The organism is Planctomyces sp. SH-PL62 (assembly GCF_001610895.1).
Lineage (GTDB): Bacteria > Planctomycetota > Planctomycetia > Isosphaerales > Isosphaeraceae > Paludisphaera.
The window spans coordinates 3,282,674-3,301,233 of sequence record NZ_CP011273.1 but is presented as its reverse complement, the minus strand read 5'-3'; the positions used below and the strand labels follow the sequence as shown (position 1 = coordinate 3,301,233).

The following is an 18,560-nucleotide window of genomic DNA, read 5'->3' as shown; positions in this document are numbered from 1 at the left end:
CCGCGTGCGGAGGGGACGGATCGGGGTGGTCAAGCCGCTCGGCTGTTAGGACCGGTCGGCTGAGGCGGTCGCCCGCCTTGCACTTCCGGCCTATCGACCTGGTCGTCTTCCAGGAGCCTGTGCGGGACATGCCCGCTGGAGACCTCATCTCGGAGAGGGCTTCGCGCTTAGATGCTTTCAGCGCTTATCCCGTCCCGACCTGGCTACCCGGCGGTGCCGCTAGCGCGACAGCCGGCACACCAGAGGTCGGTCCTCCCCAATCCTCTCGTACTAGGGGAGAAGCTCCTCAAGTCTCCTACGCCCACGGCAGATAGGGACCGACCTGTCTCACGACGGTCTGAACCCAGCTCGCGTACCGCTTTCATTGGCGAACAGCCAAACCCTTGGGACCTTCTCCAGCCCCAGGATGCGATGAGCCGACATCGAGGTGCCAAACCTCCCCGCCGCTAGGGACGCTCGGGGGAGATCAGCCTGTTATCCCCGGAGTACCTTTTATCTGTTGAGCGACGGCCTTTCCATCCAGCACCGCCGGATCACTAACGCCGACTTTCGTCCCTGCTCGACCCATCGGTCTCGCAGTCAGGCGCCCTTCTACGTTTGCGCTCGCGTTGCCCGATTGCCGACCGGGCTGAGGGCACCATTGCGCTCCTCCGTTACTCTTTGGGAGGAGACCGCCCCAGTCAAACTGCCCGATGAGCACGGTCCCGGTACGGGCTGCGTACCGGTGAGGGCCGACGATCATTCAGGGTGGTATTTCACCGTTGGCTCGCCGACGGCTGGCGCCGCCGGGTCGAAGCCTCCCACCTATCCTACACAGAACGAGCATCGGACCAGTGCCAACCTGCAGTAAAGGTTCACGGGGTCTTTCCGTCTAACCGCGGGTACGTGGCATCTTCACCACGACTACAGTTTCACCGGGTCCCTCGTGGAGACAGCGCTCCAGTCGTTACGCCATTCATGCAGGTCGGAACTTACCCGACAAGGAATTTCGCTACCTTAGGACCGTCATAGTTACGGCCGCCGTTTATCGGGGCTTCGGTCGCCGGCTTCGCTTGCGCTGACCGCCTTCCTCAACCTACCGACACCGAGCAGGCGTCAGACTCTATACGTCCTCTTGCGAGTTGGCAGAGTCCTGTGTTTTTGATAAACAGTCGCTAGAGCCGATTCTCTGCGGCTCCCCCCTCGCGGAGGGAGCACCCCTTGTACCGAAGGTACGGGGTCATTTTGCCGAGTTCCTTCACGAGGGTTCTCCCGAACGCCTTCGGATTCTCACCTGGCACACCTGTGTCGGATTGCGGTACGGGCCGGCGGATCGTCCCGAGGGGGCTTTTCGCGGCCGGATTCTCTCGAGCTTCCAGATCGAATGCTGTCGGCCTTGCGGCACGGGGGCGTCTACCACCCCGACTCGAGAATCCTCCGGCGTCCTCCCTCGTTCAACCTCCCCGCCGGGTGACGGAATATTAACCGTCTGCCCATCGACTACGCCCTTGGGCCTCGTCTTAGGACCCGACTGACCCTGGGCGGATTGACCTTCCCCAGGAAACCTTGTGCTTTCGGCGGACGGGCTTCCCACCCGTCTTGTCGTTACTCGTTCCGGCATGCGCACTCGACGCCGCTCCACGGCTCCTCACCGGTGCCGCTTCGACGCTGGCGTCGACGCTCTCCTACCATTCTTGCGAATCCGCGACTGCGGCACGACGCTTAGTCCCCGTCATTTTCGGCGCGGGATGGCTCGACCGGTAAGCTGTTACGCACTTTTGAAATGGTGGCTGCTTCTAAGCCAACATCCCGGCTGTCACGGCGATCCCACTTCCTTTGCCACTGAGCGTCGCTTTAGGGGCCTTGGTCGGCGGTCTGGGTTGTTTCCCTCTCGAGCATGAAGCTTATCCCCCACGCTCTGACTCCCGGGGTCCGACGCACGGTATTCGGAGTTGGGTTCCGATGGGTAGCCGGGGAGGCCCCCAAACGGATTCCGTCGCTCTACCCCCGTGCGTTACTTCCCGAGGCTGGCCCTAAAGCCATTTCGGAGAGAACGAGCTATCTCCAGGTTTGATTAGACTTTCACTCCTCCCCACGGGTCCTCCCCCAGTTTTTCAACACTGGTGGGTTCGGTCCTCCACGGCCGGTTAGGGCCGCTTCAACCTGCCCATGGGTAGTTCACCTGGTTTCGCGTCTATCGCGCCCGACTGAGTCGCCCTGTTCAGACTCGCTTTCGCTGCGGCTCCCCCCCTGAAGGGGTTAACCTGGCCGGACACGATAACTCGCCGGATCATTATGCAAAAGGCACGCGGTCAGCCCGACTTGCGTCAGAGGCCTCCCACCGCTTGTAGGCGCGGGGTTTCAGGTTCAGTATCCTCCCCTTGTCGGGGTTCTTCCCACCGTTCGGTCGCCCTACTGGGTTCGCTATCGGTCGTCGTCGAGTACTTAGCCTTGCGGGATGGTCCCCGCGAATTCAGGCCGGGTTTCCCGTGCCCGACCCTACTTGGGCGACCGGATGAGGAACCGCCGCTGCACCTACGGGGCTGTCACCCGCTCCGGCGCGATTTTCCAAACGGCTTCGGTTCGCGTTGGTTCCTCGTGATTCCGGGCCCTCGACCCCGGACGGTGACCCGTCCGGTTTGGGCTCTTCCCCGTTCGCTCGCCGCTACTGAGGGAGTCTCGGTTGATTTCCTTTCCTCCGGGTACTGAGATGTTTCAGTTCCCCGGGTGTTCCTCGGGCATTCCGGGATCGACGCTCGTTATGCAGCTCCCCCGGACTTATCGCAGCCTTCCACGCCCGAATTCCTGACGACGCCTAGGCATTCCCCCCGCGCCCTTAGGGGCTTGACCACGCCGATCGGGCCCCCGCGCCTGGGAAGGCGCGGGCCTCTCGACGGGCAGCCGCTCGATTCTTCGCTTCGCGATTCCTCGCCAAGCCGGACAGGGGATTCGACCCCGGCGTCTCGCGACGCGGAAGTCGGCCCCAGGCCCGATCCAGATCCTAAAGGGTTCGTGTTCTTCGAGCCGCCCCGACTCGCGTCGCGGCGGCGTGAAACTGTAGTGGAGTATGCCACTCGCCCTTCCCGCCGGCGCGTGCCGCCCGCGTCCGAGGACGCCGACCGCACGACCCGCGTTGGGGCTCGTGTCGAATCCGCCCCGCCTTCGACCCCCCCGCCCCGAGGGGCGAAGCGGCCGGCCGCGGCCGGATTCGTGTATCGACCAACCACCGAATTGTCAAAGAGGCTCGCGGCCGGCGGACCTGCGTCCGCCGTCCGGGCCCTGGCGCCTGGCCAGGGGGCGAGGCCGTCCCCGGGGGAGACGGCCCCGCCCCGCGTCCAGGAGGCGAGGGTCGGAACGTCGACCCGCCCGGCGGAGGCCGGGCGGGCGACGCGTATGCCGATCGATCGTGGCCCGGTCCGCCTTGCGGCGGATCCGGAGGGCCGGGCTCGGGGCCCGGCGTGGTCGGAGAGGCTCGATGCGTGAGCCGATTCCGGCGTTCAAACCCTCGGGGGGAGCAGGCGTACGGGCGTCTCCTCGGGGTCCGAGGCGGCGCCGACGAGCCGTGGGGGCCGACGAAGGAGGCCTGGCGGCAACCTTCGCGATCCGGCGTCCCCGGCTTGGTTTTCCAAGTTTCCTTAGAAAGGAGGTGATCCAACCGCAGGTTCCCCTACGGTTACCTTGTTACGACTTAGTCCCCATCACGGGTTTCATCTTCGGCGCCTGCCTTTCGGCTCCGACGACTTCGGATGCCCCCCGCTTTGGTGGCTTGACGGGCGGTGTGTACAAGGCTCAGGAACACATTCACCGCGGCAATGCTGATCCGCGATTACTAGCGATTCCAGCTTCATGCGGGCGAGTTGCAGCCCGCAATCCGAACTGAGGGACGGTTTTTGCGATTAGCGCGGCCTTGCGGCCTGGCGACGCTTTGTCCGCCCCATTGTAGCACGTGTGCAGCCCTGGGCATAAGGGCCATGATGACTTGACGTCGTCCCCGCCTTCCTCCGGCTTGACGCCGGCGGTCTGATCAGAGTCCCCGCCATGACGCGCTGGCAACTGATCACAGGGGTTTCGCTCGTTACGGGACTTAACCCAACACCTCACGGCACGAGCTGACGACAGCCATGCAGCACCTGCACAGGTTCCACCTTGCGGCGTCGCCGACGTTTCCGCCGGCTAATCCCTGCATGTCAAGCCCAGGATAAGGTTCTTCGCGTAGCCTCGAATTAAGCCACATGCTCCACCGCTTGTGTGAGCCCCCGTCAATTCCTTTGAGTTTCAGCCTTGCGACCATACTCCCCAGGCGGAGCACTTCACGGTTTCCCTGCGGCAGGGAGCCCATCGGCGAGCCCCCTACCCAGTGCTCATCGTTTACGGCTAGGACTACCGGGGTATCTAATCCCGTTCGCTCCCCTAGCTTTCGCGTCTCAGCGTCAGTAGACGTCCAGGGTCTCGCTTTCGCCACGGGCGTTCCTTCCGATCTCAACGCATTTCACCGCTCCACCGGAAGTTCCAGACCCCCCTACGTCCCTCCAGACCGGCCGTTTCGTGCCGCGTTCCCCGGTTGAGCCGGGGGATTTCAGGCGCCGACGCACCGATCCGCCTACACGCGCTTTAAGCCCAGTGATTCCGAATAACGTTCGCACGGTTCGTCTTACCGCGGCTGCTGGCACGAACTTAGCCCGTGCTTCCTCCAGGGATCGATCAAGCCCCTTGCAGGGCCTTTCTCCCCCTCGACAGGAGTTTACAACCCGAAGGCCTTCGTCCTCCACGCGGCGTCGCTCGGTCAGGCTTGCGCCCATTGCCGAAGATTCTCGACTGCAGCCTCCCGTAGGAGTCTGGGCAGTGTCTCAGTCCCAGTGTGCCGGGCCACGCTCGCACGCCCGGTAGGCATCGAAGGCTTGGTGGGCCGTTACCCCGCCAACGACCTAATACCACGACGGCCCGTCCCGAGGCGGACGGATCCTTTGGCGAAGCGTCGATGCCGACGCCCTCGCATCGCTGGGGATTACCCGCAGTTTCCCGCGGCTATACCCATCCTCGGGGTTGGTTGCCGTCGCCTTACTCACCCTTCCGCCACTGGCCCCTTGCGGGGCCCGTGCGACTTGCATGCCTAATCCACGCCGCCAACGTTCATTCTGAGCCAGGATCAAACCCTTCACAATGGTCCTCGGACCGTTCGCCCCCCCGAAGGAGGCCTTCCCGATCTCCGGTCCCCATCCTCGAAGAGGTCTGAGGAATGCTCGGCGATCCGTCCTTCATGACCCCCCGCCCCGCCCGAAGGCGTGACGGCTGGCCGCGAGTCCGGATGCGCCACCGGTCCTTGCGGCCGCCCCGACGTCGTTGCGAGGTCCAGGACCTGGGCCTCCGACGTCCCGATGGGACGATCCCGCACGCCGGCTCCCCTCAAGGGTTCGCCCGCGGTACGCGTTCCGAGGGGCTGGTGGCCCCTTCCCGCGTCCCGCACTCGCTACGCATCGTTCTCTCCGCCCCGCGTCCTGCGACGCGAGGCTCGTTCCACGATCGACCGGATTGTCAAAGAGCGGCGATCCGCCCCGTCCCAGCCTCGCGGCCGTTCCGAAGCCTCCGCCTTCCAAGCGATCCCGCCGCTTTCCACTCGACGTTTTCGGCCGACCCCGTCGTTGTTGGCGACTCGGTCGGCCGTTCGTTTCGTTTGAGCGTCGTTTCGCTTGACAGGGGTAATAGTACCAGGGAATCCCCGGGGGTCAACAACCCACCGCGATTTCTTCCCGAAATTCTCTTCCGGGCGTTCGGGGAGTCGCTTGCGTCGTCCATCGGGGCCTTCTAGGATAGCGGGCTCTTCTCATGAGTCGTGCTTGATATATTGAGTCGTCGCGGCCCGCAGCGAGGCGGGTTTTGTGGGGGGGTGTCGTCGTGACGTCCGAGACTCTCTTATTCGCCGCCGGCGCGCCTTTGATCTCGATGGGTCCGCTGGACGTCGCGATCATCGTGATTTATTTCGTCGTGGTGCTGGGGATCGGCTTCTATCTGAAGCGGTACGTGAGCACGGGCGACGACTTTTTCATGGCGGGCCGGAAGATGACGGCCTGGATCGCCGGGTTGAGCTTCATCTCGGCGAATCTGAGTTCGCTGGAGACGATGGGCTGGTCGGCGATGGCCTATCAGTATGGGATGCTGGGCGCGCACGCCTACTGGTTGGGGGCGGTGCCGGCGATCCTGTTCCTGGCCATCGTGATGATGCCCTTCTACTACATCTGCAACACGCACTCGGTCCCGGGGTATTTGAAGCTGAGGTTCGGGACGGGGACGAGCGCCCTGGCGGGGATCTCGTTTTCGTTCCTGACGGTCCTGGTCAGCGGCGCCAGCATGTTCGCGATGGCGAAGATCCTGAATTTGCTGCTGGGCTGGGACATGAACGTCAGCATCTGGGTCTCCTCGCTGACGGTCGCTCTTTACGTGGCGCTCGGGGGGTTGATCTCGGCGGTCTTCAACGAGGTCTTGCAGTACTTCCTGATCTGGTTCGGGTCGCTCTTGATTCCGATCCTCGGTTTGATCGACGCCGGGGGCTGGAGCGGTTTGGTGGAGAAGATCGAGCGGAACGTGCCGGTGATCCATCCATCGGTGGCGAACGCCAACTTCACGAGCCTGTGGCAGAATCTGGGTTCGTTCGACGCCAACCCGATGGGTGTGGACTGGATCGGGATCGTCTTCGGCCTGGCGGTGGGGGTGGGGTTCGGTTACTGGTGCACCGACTTTCTTCAGGTGCAGCGGGTGATCGTGGCGAAGGATCTCCGCTCGGCGCAGAACGGGACGATCATCGGGGCGGCGCTCAAGATGTGCGTCCCCCTGATCGTGACGCTTCCCGGGTTGCTGGGTCTGGCGGTCCTGCTCCACAGCGACGGCTCGCCCATGGTGCTGGTGTCGGAGACCGACCCTCGGGCGAACATCACGCACCGGACCTACAACGACGTGCTCCCGCTCTTGATGGGCCGTTATCTGGGTCCGGGCCTGCTGGGCCTGGGGGTGACGGCGATGATCGCCGGGTTCATGTCGGGGATGGCGGGGAATGCGAGCGCCTTCGCGACGGTCTGGACGTACGACGTCTACCGGACCTTGATCCGGAAGAACGCGACCGACGCCCATTATTTGTCGATGGGCCGCTGGTGCTCGCTGCTGGGGATTCTGATGTCGGTGGGGACGGCGTACTCGCTGTTCTACTTCTCGAACATCCTGGAGTTCCTCCAGGTGCTGATCTTCTTCTTCATCGTACCGTTGTTCGGGGTGGTGATCCTGGGAATGCTCTGGAAGCGGGCGACGCCGACGGGGGCGTTCGTCGGCTTCCTGACGGCCATCCTGTCGTCGATGGCGATGTGGGCGTTCGTCCACACGTTCCCTGAGGGGCATCGCCCGCGGCCGACGGCGTTCCTTGATCACGGCGCGGTGGTGAGCGTCGAGAAGGTCGGCGAGGGTGCATCCGAGGTCGTCAGCCGAGTGACGGTCGAGTCGGGACTCGTCCGCACGACCAACATTCCGATCGCGCCGTCGGGCGAGGCGTCGTGGGCCTCGGGCGATCGGACGCTGGATCGCGAGGCGACCACCCCTGCCGAGGTCGAGGAGAGAGGCCAAGCGATCCCCGTGAGGCTGATCGCGCCTGACGTGGTGCTGGCCGAAACGAACCAGCCCGACAAGTTCGGGGCCGAAGGAGCGGTGGTCGTCCTCAAACCGGGAGTGCGCGTGGTGGCGTCGGACGTGACCCAGACGTTCAACCCGGCCGAGTTCAATTCGGCCCACGCCAAGTACATCGCCCGTTCCGAGAAGGCCAAGCCGATGGCGGTGAACGTCTACAGCTCGATGTGGACGTTGCTCATCTGCGTGTCGGTCATCACCCTCGTGAGCCTCTTCACGACGCCCAAGCCGGAATCCGAGTTGCACAACCTGGTCCTGGGCCTGACGCCGATCCCCCACGACGGCCCCGTCCCCTGGTACCGGGCGCCGAAATTCTGGGCGCTCATCGTCCTGATCGTCCTCGTCGGGCTCAACATCCTCTTCTGGTGAGGTGGGCGTAACCTGCCCGTCGAGTTAGACGCCGAGGCCCCTGCCCTGCTTGATCGAATCGATTCGAGGGGGGGTCGTCCTTACACGTCATAATCATGAAACGCCGCCGGGGGTGAATCCGGAGGCGTTTCATGATGGCCGAGGGAGCACCGCCGGGGTCACCCCCGCGTTGCAATTAGGGGCCGGCTCCGACCTCGACCTAGGTCTTCAGCGATGCAGAAACCGCGCCGAATCGGAAAGAAAACTCGGGTATTCCGGCTGAGCACGCACTCCGTATTTGCTCTTCTTCGTCAAAGTTCCGGACAGGCAATCGTTTCGCTTGCGACCGAAACTCCAGTCGAAACCGAATCATTCTCTGGAGGGTCAGGCCGTGCTCATGTAGACTGGAAAGGACCTGGAAGGCTGGCGAACCGGTTTTTCGGGATTCTGCGAGGGAGTCAAGCATGAGTACGCAGTCGAATCGAGCGGCGTGGTTTCAGGGGGGCGAAGCGGAGTGCGACATCAAGCCCGGGGCCCGGGCGCGGGCATTCCGCCTGGTGTTGCTGGGTCCTCCGGGGGTGGGCAAGGGGACGCAGGCCGAGTTGCTCTGTCAATCGCTCGGGACGTGCCATCTCTCGACGGGCGACGTCTTCCGGGCGGCGTCCTGCCAGAACGAGCCGAGCCCGGCGTTGAAGTCGGCGCTGGACGCGATGCGGCGTGGGGAGTTGGTGTCGGACGGGTTGGTGGTCTCGATGGTCCAGGAGCGGTCGGGTTGCCTGTCGTGCTCCGGGGGATTCCTGCTGGACGGATTCCCGAGAACCGTCTCGCAGGCCGAGGCCCTCGACGAGTTGCTGGAGCGCGAGGGTGTGACGATCGACGCCGTGCTGGCCTACGAATTGCCGCTGACGGAAATCGTGGATCGGTTGAGTGGGCGCCGGACGTGCTCGAAGTGCAAGGCGGTCTATCACGTCTCGGCGCGTCCTTCTCTTAAGGAGGGCGTCTGCGACCTGTGCGGGGGAGAGTTGATCCAGCGCGAGGACGATCGGCCCGAATCGATCCGAGTTCGGATGCGAGCTTATGAGGAGAGCACCCGTCCCCTGGCCGATTATTATTCGAGGAACGGTCGATTGGTTTCGGTCTCGGCCGATGGCTCGCCGGAAGCGATTTTGGAACGTTCCCTGAAGGAGTTGCAAGCTCGCGCGACGCTGTCGAGATCTTAACCTCGACCGGCCTCCCATGGATGACGTCGAGGTGCGGCCGCGAGGAAGAAACGCCCGCGCCGCCGAGTTTGCCCATGTGATATAATCCCTGTATCAGACGTCGACTCAGGCGTCGCGAGCCGCCCCCCCAAATCGTCTTCGGGCGACCCGGGAAGGTCGAGGCGGTCCGATACTCCGGAGAGAGGCCCATCTATGCTTGGACTGCTGCTGCTCATCACCCCTTGGATGTTTAATCCTCCCGAAGAGCGGGAGATGACGGAGCGAATGGTCCCCAGCGAATATCAGGGGAAGAATTACTGGGGCCCCCAGGCCACCAACGATCGCAAGGATGGTCGGCTCCCCAAGATCTCGATCACGCCGAAGATGCAGCGTTGGGATGATTGGGGGCGGAAATACCTCCGCAGCGGAGACGTCGTCTTCCGCATGGGCGACGCCAGGGTGGGCAGGGGCTGGTTCCCGATGAGCCGCTTCCTCGCCAACGCCAGCAACAGCAAATTCTCCCATACGGGGGTGGTGGTCATCGAGGACGGCGACCCGGTCGTCTACGACACCACGCGGACGAGCGTGGCGCGGCAGCCCTTCTGCGTCTGGATTCTGGACAACGTGGGCAACTTCGGGGTGAAGCGGCTCCGGCCCGAGTATCGCTCCAAGATCCCCCAGGTCGTCGAGTACTGCCACAACGTCTTCGCCGAGCAGGTCCCGTTCGACTACGAGTTGGGGCTCGACGATGCGGCCCTGTACTGCGTCGAACTGACCGAGAAGGCGTTCCGCCACGCGGGGCTGAAGCTCTCCGACCCGATCAAGCTGGGCGACATGGAGCGAGCCCCGGAGTACCCTATCCAGATGATCGGGATCGCGACCGCCTCCAAGTGGGCGCTCGACAAACCCCTCACGTTCGAGCAGGAAGTCTTCTTCCCGGGCAATGAGCGGCACGGCATCTGGTCGTCGCCCAAGCTCGAAGTGGTCGTCCCGCCGACGTTTAAGCCGGGATACCCGTTCATGGACGATCACGGCGTCCCCGAGATCGTCTCCGCCACGAACTGACGTGGAAACAGGATGGCGCATCCCCAGGGGACGTCAACGAGAGAACGGCCCCGCCCCGGGAATCGTGTAACGCCGTGCGCCCGCTGATTCGTCGCGGGCGTCTCCCCGGCCGTCGCCTGACGCCCGGCGCGTCAACGTCAGGGCGACCAGGCCCAGGATCGTCAGCTCAATGATGGTGTTCCAACGCACCCCTGCGACGGTCGCGTAGAGCACGGCGTCGATGTCGTGAAAGGATGTCGCCCGGACGCCGAGGAATCCCAGCAGCAGGACGACCGGCGCCAGCGCGGACAGGTTCCGCCACGAGGTCTTCCGGGCCGCAAGCCAGACGAGGGCGACGGCCCCGATCACGGCCAGCGAACCGGCGACGAGGATGAAAGCGAACTGGTAGTCGCGTCGTACGGCGTACCAGTCGCCCTCCACCGCACGCTTCCTGATGGATTCCGTGAGCATCGCCTGGAGCGCGAACGGCTTGGCCAACCCCAGCGCGGCGAACAGGATCGCCAGGCCAAACCAGACGGGCGACCCCAAAGGACGTCGGGGTCGCCTCGTTGCCCGGTCCTGCCACCAGGTCCAGGTGCAGAGCATCGCCAGCCAGAGGTAGACCGCCGTCGTGATCCAGGCGGGGATGGTCGGATCCTCGCTCCTCGTCGTCGCGGCAAGCAGGCAGAGCGGTTGCAAGATTCGGGCTCCCGGGGCTTCGTCGGGGCGTGGCGTACGGGCCGCGCCAGGTCTATCCTATAGAGGATAGGTCCCCTTGGCCGCGACTCCAACCCTCTCGGGAGGCCCGCCGATGGCCGCCACCCTGACCGTCCGCGACGAGACGCCCGCCGGCGGCGTCACGAACGAGTGGTCGCTCGAATTCCTGAACGAGACGATCACCGTCCGTGAGTTGATCCGCGAGCGCGTCTACCAGGAAGTCCAGGACTACAACGTCAAGCGGCAAGCCTCCGGCCCCTACCGCGGCCTCGTCCAGCCCGAAGGGCTCGAACTGGCCCTCAACGGCCCTCGCACCGGGGCCAAGGCCCACCCCATCGACTGGAAGAAGCAGTACGAGAAGGCCGTCGAGGCCTTCGAGACCAACCGCGTCCTGATCCTGATCGACGACCGCCAGGCCGAGTCGCTCGACCAGACCTTCACCATCGCCCCGACGACCTCCGTCACCTTCCTGCGGCTGACCCTCCTCGTCGGCGGCTGAGCCCCGGCCGCGATTGGCTTCGTTCTCGCCCCCCGCGAACGAAGCCAATCGACCGAAACTCTTACACCCAAAACCTTTACTCGAAAATTCGCCCATCACGAATTGGGTTCGCTCGACGCTTTTCTCGCAATCTCCGAGGCTTCAGGGCCGGCCACGGCAGCTCCCCCGCGACGCAAATCCTCTCATCTCGGCACCTTACGACCGCGAGCCCGCAGACGGCTCCCCACGGCCCGCGAATGGGGCCGAAATTGGGTTCGTTCTCGCCACCCGAAAACGAAGCCATTCTCTGCAAACCCCTGAAATCTGAAGACTTAACCGAGATATAAGCCTTCCGAAATTGGCTTCGATCGGCGACTTTTCCCACTCGCCGGGCCTGGCCTGGGTTCCGGCTGCCGGCCGACGGCGGGACCTTCCGACGAATTGCCAGGGAGCGCGGTGTCTTGCCATCCCTCCAAGTGACGATGCGACCATTTCGGCGAACGCGAGCGAGGATGTCGATTTTCCGCATCACGCGACCTTGCCAGCCCTGGATCGCAGCCCAGCGCCCCCCTGCGTGGGAAGACCGACCTGGCCGGGAGATGCGACGACGGCGGCCCCTCGTCCGGCCTGCGGCCACCTTCCCCACGCGGTGCTCCGTCGAAAACCTCCGGCGTCGCTCCGCTCATCCGACCCGTGGGCCGGCCGGGTCATGACGCCATGCCGAAGTGTTCTCGACGGAGCACCACGCGGGCGGAAGGAGGCTCGTCCCCCTCTCCTCGCGCCTCGTCGACGAGCATCGCGACGGAAGCCAACGATCAGGAGGCTCGCGGGGGGCTCGCGCGCGTCCTATGATTTGTTGGCTTGGGTGTCGGTCGGATCGAGGCGGGACGAACGCCCGCCGCGTGGGAGGAATCCAACTCGTCCCGCCTGGGGGGGATCATGGCCAAGGTCGAGAAGCCGGCGTCGGTCGATGAGCTGGGCGAGTTGATCGACGCATTGGCGCAGGAGGAGCCCAAGGGCAAGTCCGGCGATTCATGGTACACCGCCCAACTCGGCGACCTGAAGTCCGGGAAGGCGCTGCTGGCCCTGGACGGCGCGAAGCAGATCGAGGTCGTCGACCGACTCGTCGCCCGGCTCCTGACCATCGAGGAGCGACGGCGCGAGTTGTCGAAGGCGCACCTCGGCTCCTCGGCCGAGGGGATCGGCCTCGGCGAGGCCGCCGTCCGATTCGGGCAGGTCGTGCGCGGGCTTCTTCGAAGGAAGCACGCCTTTCCCCCGGCGACCGTGGCCTCCCTCCTGAGGTGGGTGGACGTCAGCCACCATCCCGACCCCTACTCGCTCCCGCTCGCGGGCGTCGCGGCGGCCGTCGAGAACCTCGCGGCCGGCGGCCCCCTCGGCGAGGACGTGAAGTCCGCCCTCCACGCGGCCGTCGCCCGGCTGAGCCCCCTGACCCATTACGGCGACGCCGTCCGCAAGCCCCTCGGCCGCCTCATCAAGCTGGACGCCGTCGAGGCGGAGGCCCGCATCGACCCCGGCGAGGCGTGGTCCGACGTCGCGCTCGGCGATCTCGCCGCCATGCCCCCGGATCGGCGGTCGGCGTGGCAGGCGCTCCTGGTTTCCTGCCAGAAGGTGGGGACGGGCAAGCCGTCGGCGAAATGGCTCACCGCCGTCAAGCCTCTGATCGCCGCCGTCGGCCGCGAGGACTTCAAGGCGAACCTCCTGCGGTGGTTCCCGCTGGTGGACAGGCCGCGCACCCAGACGAGGCCGCGGGCGATTCAGTGGGAGGTGCTCCAGGTCGATTCGATCGATCCCCACCACGTTGACCTGCTCAAAGGGCTCGCCTGGTGCGCGGGGCTCCAAACCGATCGCGACCTGGCGCGGGCGCTGGCGGCGCTGGCGTTGTCGGCCTATCGCAAGATCCCCGGAAGGGGGCCTCGGCTGATCTCGCTCGGGAATGCCGTCGTCGCGGCGCTGGGGATGATGCCGGGGATGGACGCCGTCGGCCAGCTCGCGATCCTCAAGCTCAAGATCAAGTTCATCCCGGCCCAAAAGGAGGCCGAGAAAGCCCTCACGGCCGCCGCGAGCCGCGAGGGGCTCCCGCGCGAGGATATCGACGAACTGGCCGTCCCCTCCTACGGGATGGAGGAAGTCGGCCGCCGCGTCGAGGCCCTCGGCGACTACACGGCCGAACTCGTCGTCGACGGCCCCGACGCCCGCCTGACCTGGAGTAAGGCCGGCAAGCCGCTGAAATCGGCCCCCGCCGCCGTCAAGAAAGACCACGCCGCGGAGGTCAAGGAGCTTCAAGCCGCCGCCAAGGACGTCGGCAAGATGCTCACCGCCCAGCGCGAGCGGATCGACGGCCTCTTCCTGGCCCGCAAGACCTGGCCGCTCGAAGCCTGGAAAACCCGGTACCTCGACCACCCGCTCGTCGGCGCGATCGCCCGGCGGCTGATCTGGACCTTCGAGACGAACGGCCAGTCCGACGCCGGAATCTGGCTCGACGGCCGGATCGTCTGCGTGGACGACGTGCCGCTGGAGGGACTCGGCGAAGTGACGAAGGTCGCGCTCTGGCACCCGATCGACCGCCCCGTCGAGGAGGTCGCGGCCTGGCGCGACTGGTTCGACCGCCACAGGGTCCGCCAGCCGTTCAAGCAGGCGTATCGCGAAGTCTACGTCCTGACCGACGCCGAGCGGAGCACTCGCGTCTACTCCAACCGGTTCGCCGCCCACGTCTTGCGTCAGCACCAGTACCATGCCCTCTGCGCCGCCCGGGGATGGCGGAACAAGCTCCGGCTGATGGTCGACGACAGCTACCCCGCCACGTCGCGCGATCTCCCCGAGTGGAACCTCCGCGCCGAGTTCTGGGTGGAAGGGATCAGCGGCGAGTATGGCGCGGCGACCACCGAATCGGGCTCGTACCTCCACCTGGCCACCGACCAGGTCCGGTTCTACGAGATCGGCACCCCCCAGCGCGAGGCTCATGCAGGAGGCGGCGGCTACTCCCCCGGCTGGCGGCAGGCCGACGCCGAGCCGGTCCCGCTCGACCAGATCCCGCCCCTCGTGCTGAGCGAGGTCTTCCGCGACGTCGACCTGTTCGTCGGCGTGGCGAGCGTCGGCAACGACCCGAACTGGTCGGACGGCGGCCCCGAGGGCCGGTTCGTCGACTACTGGCGGACCTACAGCTTCGGCGACCTCTCGGCCAACGGCAAGACCCGCAAGGCCGTGCTGGAACGACTGATCCCACGCCTGAAGATCGCCCCCCGCTGCTCGTTCGCCGACAAGTTCCTGGTGGTGCGCGGCGACCTGCGCACCTACAAGATCCACCTGGGAAGCGGCAACATCCTGATGGAGCCGAACGACGAATACCTCTGCATCGTCCCCAAGCGAAGCGGCGAGCCGCAAGGCGACGGCGTCTTCCTCCCCTTCGAGGGGGACGCCACGCTCTCGATCGTCCTCAGCAAGGCCCTGATGCTGGCCGAGGACAAGAAGATCACTGACCCCACCATCACCAGCCAGATCGGCCGGAGATGAAAGGCGTCGGCCCCGGAACGTCAGGCCCGATCGGTCGATCGATCGACCGAGCAAGCCCTAACATGAAGGACTTCAGGAAGATGGGCGCTTCAATCCTCATGCGGACCGCGACGGCGGTGCTCGGCGTCCTTCCCCTCGTCCCCTGCCCCACGGCGTCCGGCGAGGAGCCGAAGGAAGTCGTCAGGGCCGCGCTCGACGCGATTCGCGACAACTATGGACGGATCCACGACGGCTCGGCGACGATCCAGACCCGCATCACGGATCGATCCGTCTCCAAACCGGAAACGAAGCGATTCGAGAGCGACGGCCTCGTCATTGAGGTGAAGACCGCCCCGGAATCCCGCTCGACGGAATCCGTGATCTTCCGGGGCGACCACGTCCTGTCCCGCATCAAGGACCAGACGACGGGCGGCGAGGAGATCTTCCTGCGCCTCGGCGACGCCTGGAAGGTCTACTCGGGCCGGATGAATCGACTGCAAATCGTCGATCGCGAAGGTCTGCCGGACCGTTTCCCGATCGACCCGCGAGACGTCGGCGCGCCGTCGATCCGGACGAGCCTGATCGAAACCCTGAACTCGCCGGACGTCGCCGAAGCGGCGATGGCGGATTCCAGGGGCGTCCCCATCGGCCGAATCGTGCGGAGCCGCCGACTCGGTCCCGAAAGCCTTTTCAGCACGACCTACGAATTCAGCCCCAGGGACCGCTTCCTGCTCAAACGGCGCATCGAGACCCTGAACGGCGACGTCACGTCGATCCTGGACGTCGAATACCAGGACGTGCTCGACGGCGAAGCGAAGTTCCTCAAGACGGCGTCCTGGAAGTTCTACGACGCCAAGTTCCCCCTCGAGAACCTGATCACCGACGCCTGGCGGCAGGAGGTGCGCATCGAGGTCGAGGAACTCTCGCTCAATCAGGGCGTCGACGAGGCGCGGTTCGGCGAACTCTCCCTGCCGAAAGACGTCGAGGTCTTCGATTCGTCTTCCGCGAAGGAGGATCGACCGAGGTGAGGCGAGTCGCCTCTTCTCTCGCTGGGTGGGATGATGGCAGCTCTCCACCGCTCGATCCGACGGCAGGAGAGAAAGCGCGCCCGGTAGGAGTCGAACCTACAACCTTCGGATTCGAAGTCCGCGACTCTATCCAATTGAGCTACGGGCGCCTGGTCTCGGTTCGGCACGATAGCTGAACCGCGGGGATCAGTATAACCAAGCTGGACGGCAAGACAACAGTTGAGGTTCGGATTCGAAATCCGCGAGCGTCCCCGAGGCGGTCGATGCAGGGGGCCGGGCCGCCGTTTCCCGATCGCGAAGGCGCGTCGGACCGCCGCGAACGCGGCCGCGCACGGAATCTTCCGCGGATTGGGGGGCCACGAACGGCCGGGGGCGGGATATAATGAGGGCTCATCAGCCCGAGTTCCCCCGCGCGCCGAGCGAGAGTCACCACGAGCCCATGACGCCTGAACGCCCGACCGAACAGACCGATACCGATGTCCGGGGGACGATCTCGTTCGTCAGCCTCGGCTGTTCCAAGAATCTCGTCGACTCCGAGCGGATGCTCGGCCTGCTGGCGCAGGAGGGGTACGCGCTCGTGCCCGAGGGGCGGGATTCCGACCTCGTCATCGTCAACACCTGCGGGTTCATCGACGCCGCGCGCAAGGAATCGTGCGGGGTGATCGAGGAGATGCTGGAACGGAAGCGGGACGGCCGGGTCAAGGGGGTGATCGTCGCGGGTTGCCTCGCCGAGCGCCAGAAGGACTTGCTGCTGGACGAGTTCCCGGAAGTCGACCAGGTGGTCGGCGTCTTCGGCCGCGAGCAGATCGTCCACGTCTCCAACCGGATCCTCGGCGGCCTGCACGAGCAGCGGACGCTGTTCCGCCCGGCCCCGATCCAGGCCCAGGACGACCGGGCCCGGCTGCGGATCACCCCCCGGCACCTGGCGTACCTGAAGGTGTCCGAGGGCTGCGACCGGCTCTGCACCTTCTGCGCGATCCCGTACATGCGGGGCAAGCACGTCACCAAGCCGATCGAGCTGGTCGTCGACGAGGCCCGCGAGCTGGCCCGCGACGGCGTCCGCGAGCTGATCCTCGTCGCCCAGGACATGACCTACTACGGCATGGACCTCTACGGCGAGCCCCGCCTGGCCGACCTGCTCCGCGAGCTGGACCAGATTGAGGAGCTGACCTGGATCCGCATCCTCTATAACTATCCCCGGCACTTCACCGACGAGCTTTACGACGTCATCGCCGGGGCGAAGCGGATCGTCCCGTATCTCGACATGCCCTTGCAGCACATCAACGACCGGATGCTCAAGGTCATGAACCGCCGCCACACGCGGGCCGAGACCACGGCGATCGTCGACCGGCTGCGGTCGTCGATCCCCAACCTCGTGCTCCGCACCACGTTCATCGTCGGCTTCCCCGGCGAGACCGAGGCCGAGTTCCAGGAGATGGCCGACTACGTCGCCGAGGCGAAGTTCGAGCGCCTGGGGGTCTTCACCTACTCCCTGGAGCCCGACACGCCGGCGGCCAAGGTGCCCGGCCACCTGCCCGAGGACGTGAAGGAAGCCCGTCGCGAGACGATCATGCGGATCCAGCAGCCGATCGCCGAGGAGTTCAACCGGACCCTCGTCGGCCGCGAGCTCGACGTCCTGATCGACGGCCGGGCCCCCGGCCAGCCGGACGTCTGGGTCGGCCGCTCGTACGCCGACGCCCCGGACGTCGACGGCGTCGTGCTGGTGCCGGACGCAGGCCTCCAGCCGGGGGACGTGGTCCCCTGCGAGATCGTCGACACCCAGGGTTACGACTTCGTCGCCCGCTCGCTGGCCCTCCCGTCGCGACGGAAGCGGGCGCGGCCCCGACCTCGCAAGTCGCGCCCGGGGCCGTCGCTGAACATCCTCGACGGAATGTGAGATCCCCATGCCCCCCGAGAACCACTCCGTCCTGGACGCCCCCGCGCGGCCGGCCGGCACGTTCTGGAACGTGCCCAACACCCTGACCGTCTCGCGCCTGGGGCTGACGGTCCTGGTCTGCGCGGCGATGTCGCTGGAATGGTACGGCTGGGCCTTCGGCCTGTTCGTCGTCGCCGCCGTCTCCGACGCGCTCGACGGCTACTTCGCCCGGCTCCTGGATCAGGACACGCCCCTGGGCCGCCAGCTCGACCCGCTGATCGACAAGGTCATCGTCTCGAGCGCGTACATCTACCTGGCGGCGATCCCCGGCACGGGGGTCCTCCCCTGGATGGTGACGGCGATCGTCGTCCGCGAGCTGCTGATCCAGGGCCTGCGCAGCCTGCTGGAAGGCCAGGGCCAGGCGTTCGGCGCCAAGATGGCCGGCAAGCTCAAGACGCTGTTCCAGTGCCTGTCGGTCTCCGCCGCCCTGCTCTGCCTCTGGCTCGTCTCCCCCGCGCAGGAGCTGACGATCCTCCGCGACGCCTTCACCTGGATCGCCGTGGCGCTGACGCTCTACAGCGGCGCCAGCTACCTCTGGGGCGCGGGCCCCGCCCTCCGGGGCGAGGCCGCCCGACGACGCTGAGGGACGAGGCCCCCTCGCCCGTCCCTAGGCAACCGTCCCCGAACGTGGACGGGCCGGCCTTTCGACGCCTTCC

9 protein-coding genes, 1 tRNA gene and 2 rRNA genes are annotated in these 18,560 nt (G+C 65.8%); 8 read left to right on the top strand and 4 right to left on the bottom strand.

Going from position 1 to position 18,560, the window contains the following annotated elements; translation table 11 throughout:
- Nucleotides 1–25: 25 nt before the first annotated feature.
- A 23S ribosomal RNA gene (locus VT85_RS12770) occupies nt 26–2,829 on the bottom strand.
- Between the two features lie 789 nt (nt 2,830–3,618).
- A 16S ribosomal RNA gene (locus tag VT85_RS12765) occupies nt 3,619–5,141 on the bottom strand.
- The 16S and 23S rRNA genes sit together here, the layout of an rRNA operon.
- A 730-nt stretch (nt 5,142–5,871) precedes the next feature.
- Here VT85_RS12765 and VT85_RS12760 point away from each other — a divergent pair.
- From VT85_RS12760 to VT85_RS12750, 3 genes are all read left to right on the top strand, one after another.
- Nucleotides 5,872–8,013 (top strand): sodium:solute symporter family transporter, encoded by a 2,142-nt coding sequence (locus VT85_RS12760; RefSeq protein ID WP_197490638.1) that lies wholly within the window; start codon nt 5,872–5,874, stop codon nt 8,011–8,013.
- Between the two features lie 443 nt (nt 8,014–8,456).
- Nucleotides 8,457–9,212, top strand: coding sequence for an adenylate kinase family protein (locus tag VT85_RS12755; protein WP_082858571.1), 756 nt, complete (start codon nt 8,457–8,459; stop codon nt 9,210–9,212).
- Nucleotides 9,213–9,464: 252 nt separating this feature from the next.
- The gene (locus tag VT85_RS12750; protein ID WP_197490635.1) at nt 9,465–10,256 is read left to right on the top strand and encodes a YiiX/YebB-like N1pC/P60 family cysteine hydrolase; all 792 of its coding nucleotides are present in this window, start codon (nt 9,465–9,467) and stop codon (nt 10,254–10,256) included.
- Nucleotides 10,257–10,289: 33 nt separating this feature from the next.
- Here VT85_RS12750 and VT85_RS12745 read toward each other — a convergent pair whose 3' ends face one another.
- Nucleotides 10,290–10,934, bottom strand: coding sequence for a hypothetical protein (locus tag VT85_RS12745; RefSeq protein ID WP_068415599.1), 645 nt, complete (start codon nt 10,932–10,934; stop codon nt 10,290–10,292).
- A 76-nt stretch (nt 10,935–11,010) separates the two neighbouring features.
- Here VT85_RS12745 and VT85_RS12740 point away from each other — a divergent pair, with 76 nt between their 5' ends.
- The 3 genes from VT85_RS12740 (at nt 11,011) to VT85_RS12730 (ending at nt 15,968) form a co-directional block, all read left to right on the top strand.
- Nucleotides 11,011–11,451, top strand: coding sequence for a hypothetical protein (locus VT85_RS12740; protein WP_231871367.1), 441 nt, complete (start codon nt 11,011–11,013; stop codon nt 11,449–11,451).
- Between the two features lie 918 nt (nt 11,452–12,369).
- The gene (locus tag VT85_RS12735; protein WP_068415592.1) at nt 12,370–14,961 is read left to right on the top strand and encodes a DUF4132 domain-containing protein; all 2,592 of its coding nucleotides are present in this window, start codon (nt 12,370–12,372) and stop codon (nt 14,959–14,961) included.
- 80 nt (nt 14,962–15,041) lie between these two features.
- Nucleotides 15,042–15,968, top strand: a complete 927-nt coding sequence (locus VT85_RS12730) for a hypothetical protein (protein ID WP_156512843.1) — start codon at nt 15,042–15,044, stop codon at nt 15,966–15,968.
- Nucleotides 15,969–16,043: 75 nt separating this feature from the next.
- Here the strand turns inward: VT85_RS12730 and VT85_RS12725 are convergent.
- Nucleotides 16,044–16,117: transfer RNA gene (locus tag VT85_RS12725), tRNA-Arg, on the bottom strand.
- A gap of 290 nt (nt 16,118–16,407) precedes the next feature.
- Between VT85_RS12725 and rimO the strand changes: the two genes are divergently transcribed.
- Together rimO and pgsA are read left to right on the top strand one after the other, a co-directional pair.
- Nucleotides 16,408–17,865 (top strand): 30S ribosomal protein S12 methylthiotransferase RimO, encoded by a 1,458-nt coding sequence (gene rimO, locus VT85_RS12720; protein WP_082858976.1) that lies wholly within the window; start codon nt 16,408–16,410, stop codon nt 17,863–17,865.
- A gap of 7 nt (nt 17,866–17,872) precedes the next feature.
- Complete coding sequence (pgsA, locus tag VT85_RS12715) at nt 17,873–18,487, top strand: CDP-diacylglycerol--glycerol-3-phosphate 3-phosphatidyltransferase (protein ID WP_068415583.1); 615 nt, start codon at nt 17,873–17,875, stop codon at nt 18,485–18,487.
- Nucleotides 18,488–18,560: the final 73 nt, after the last annotated feature.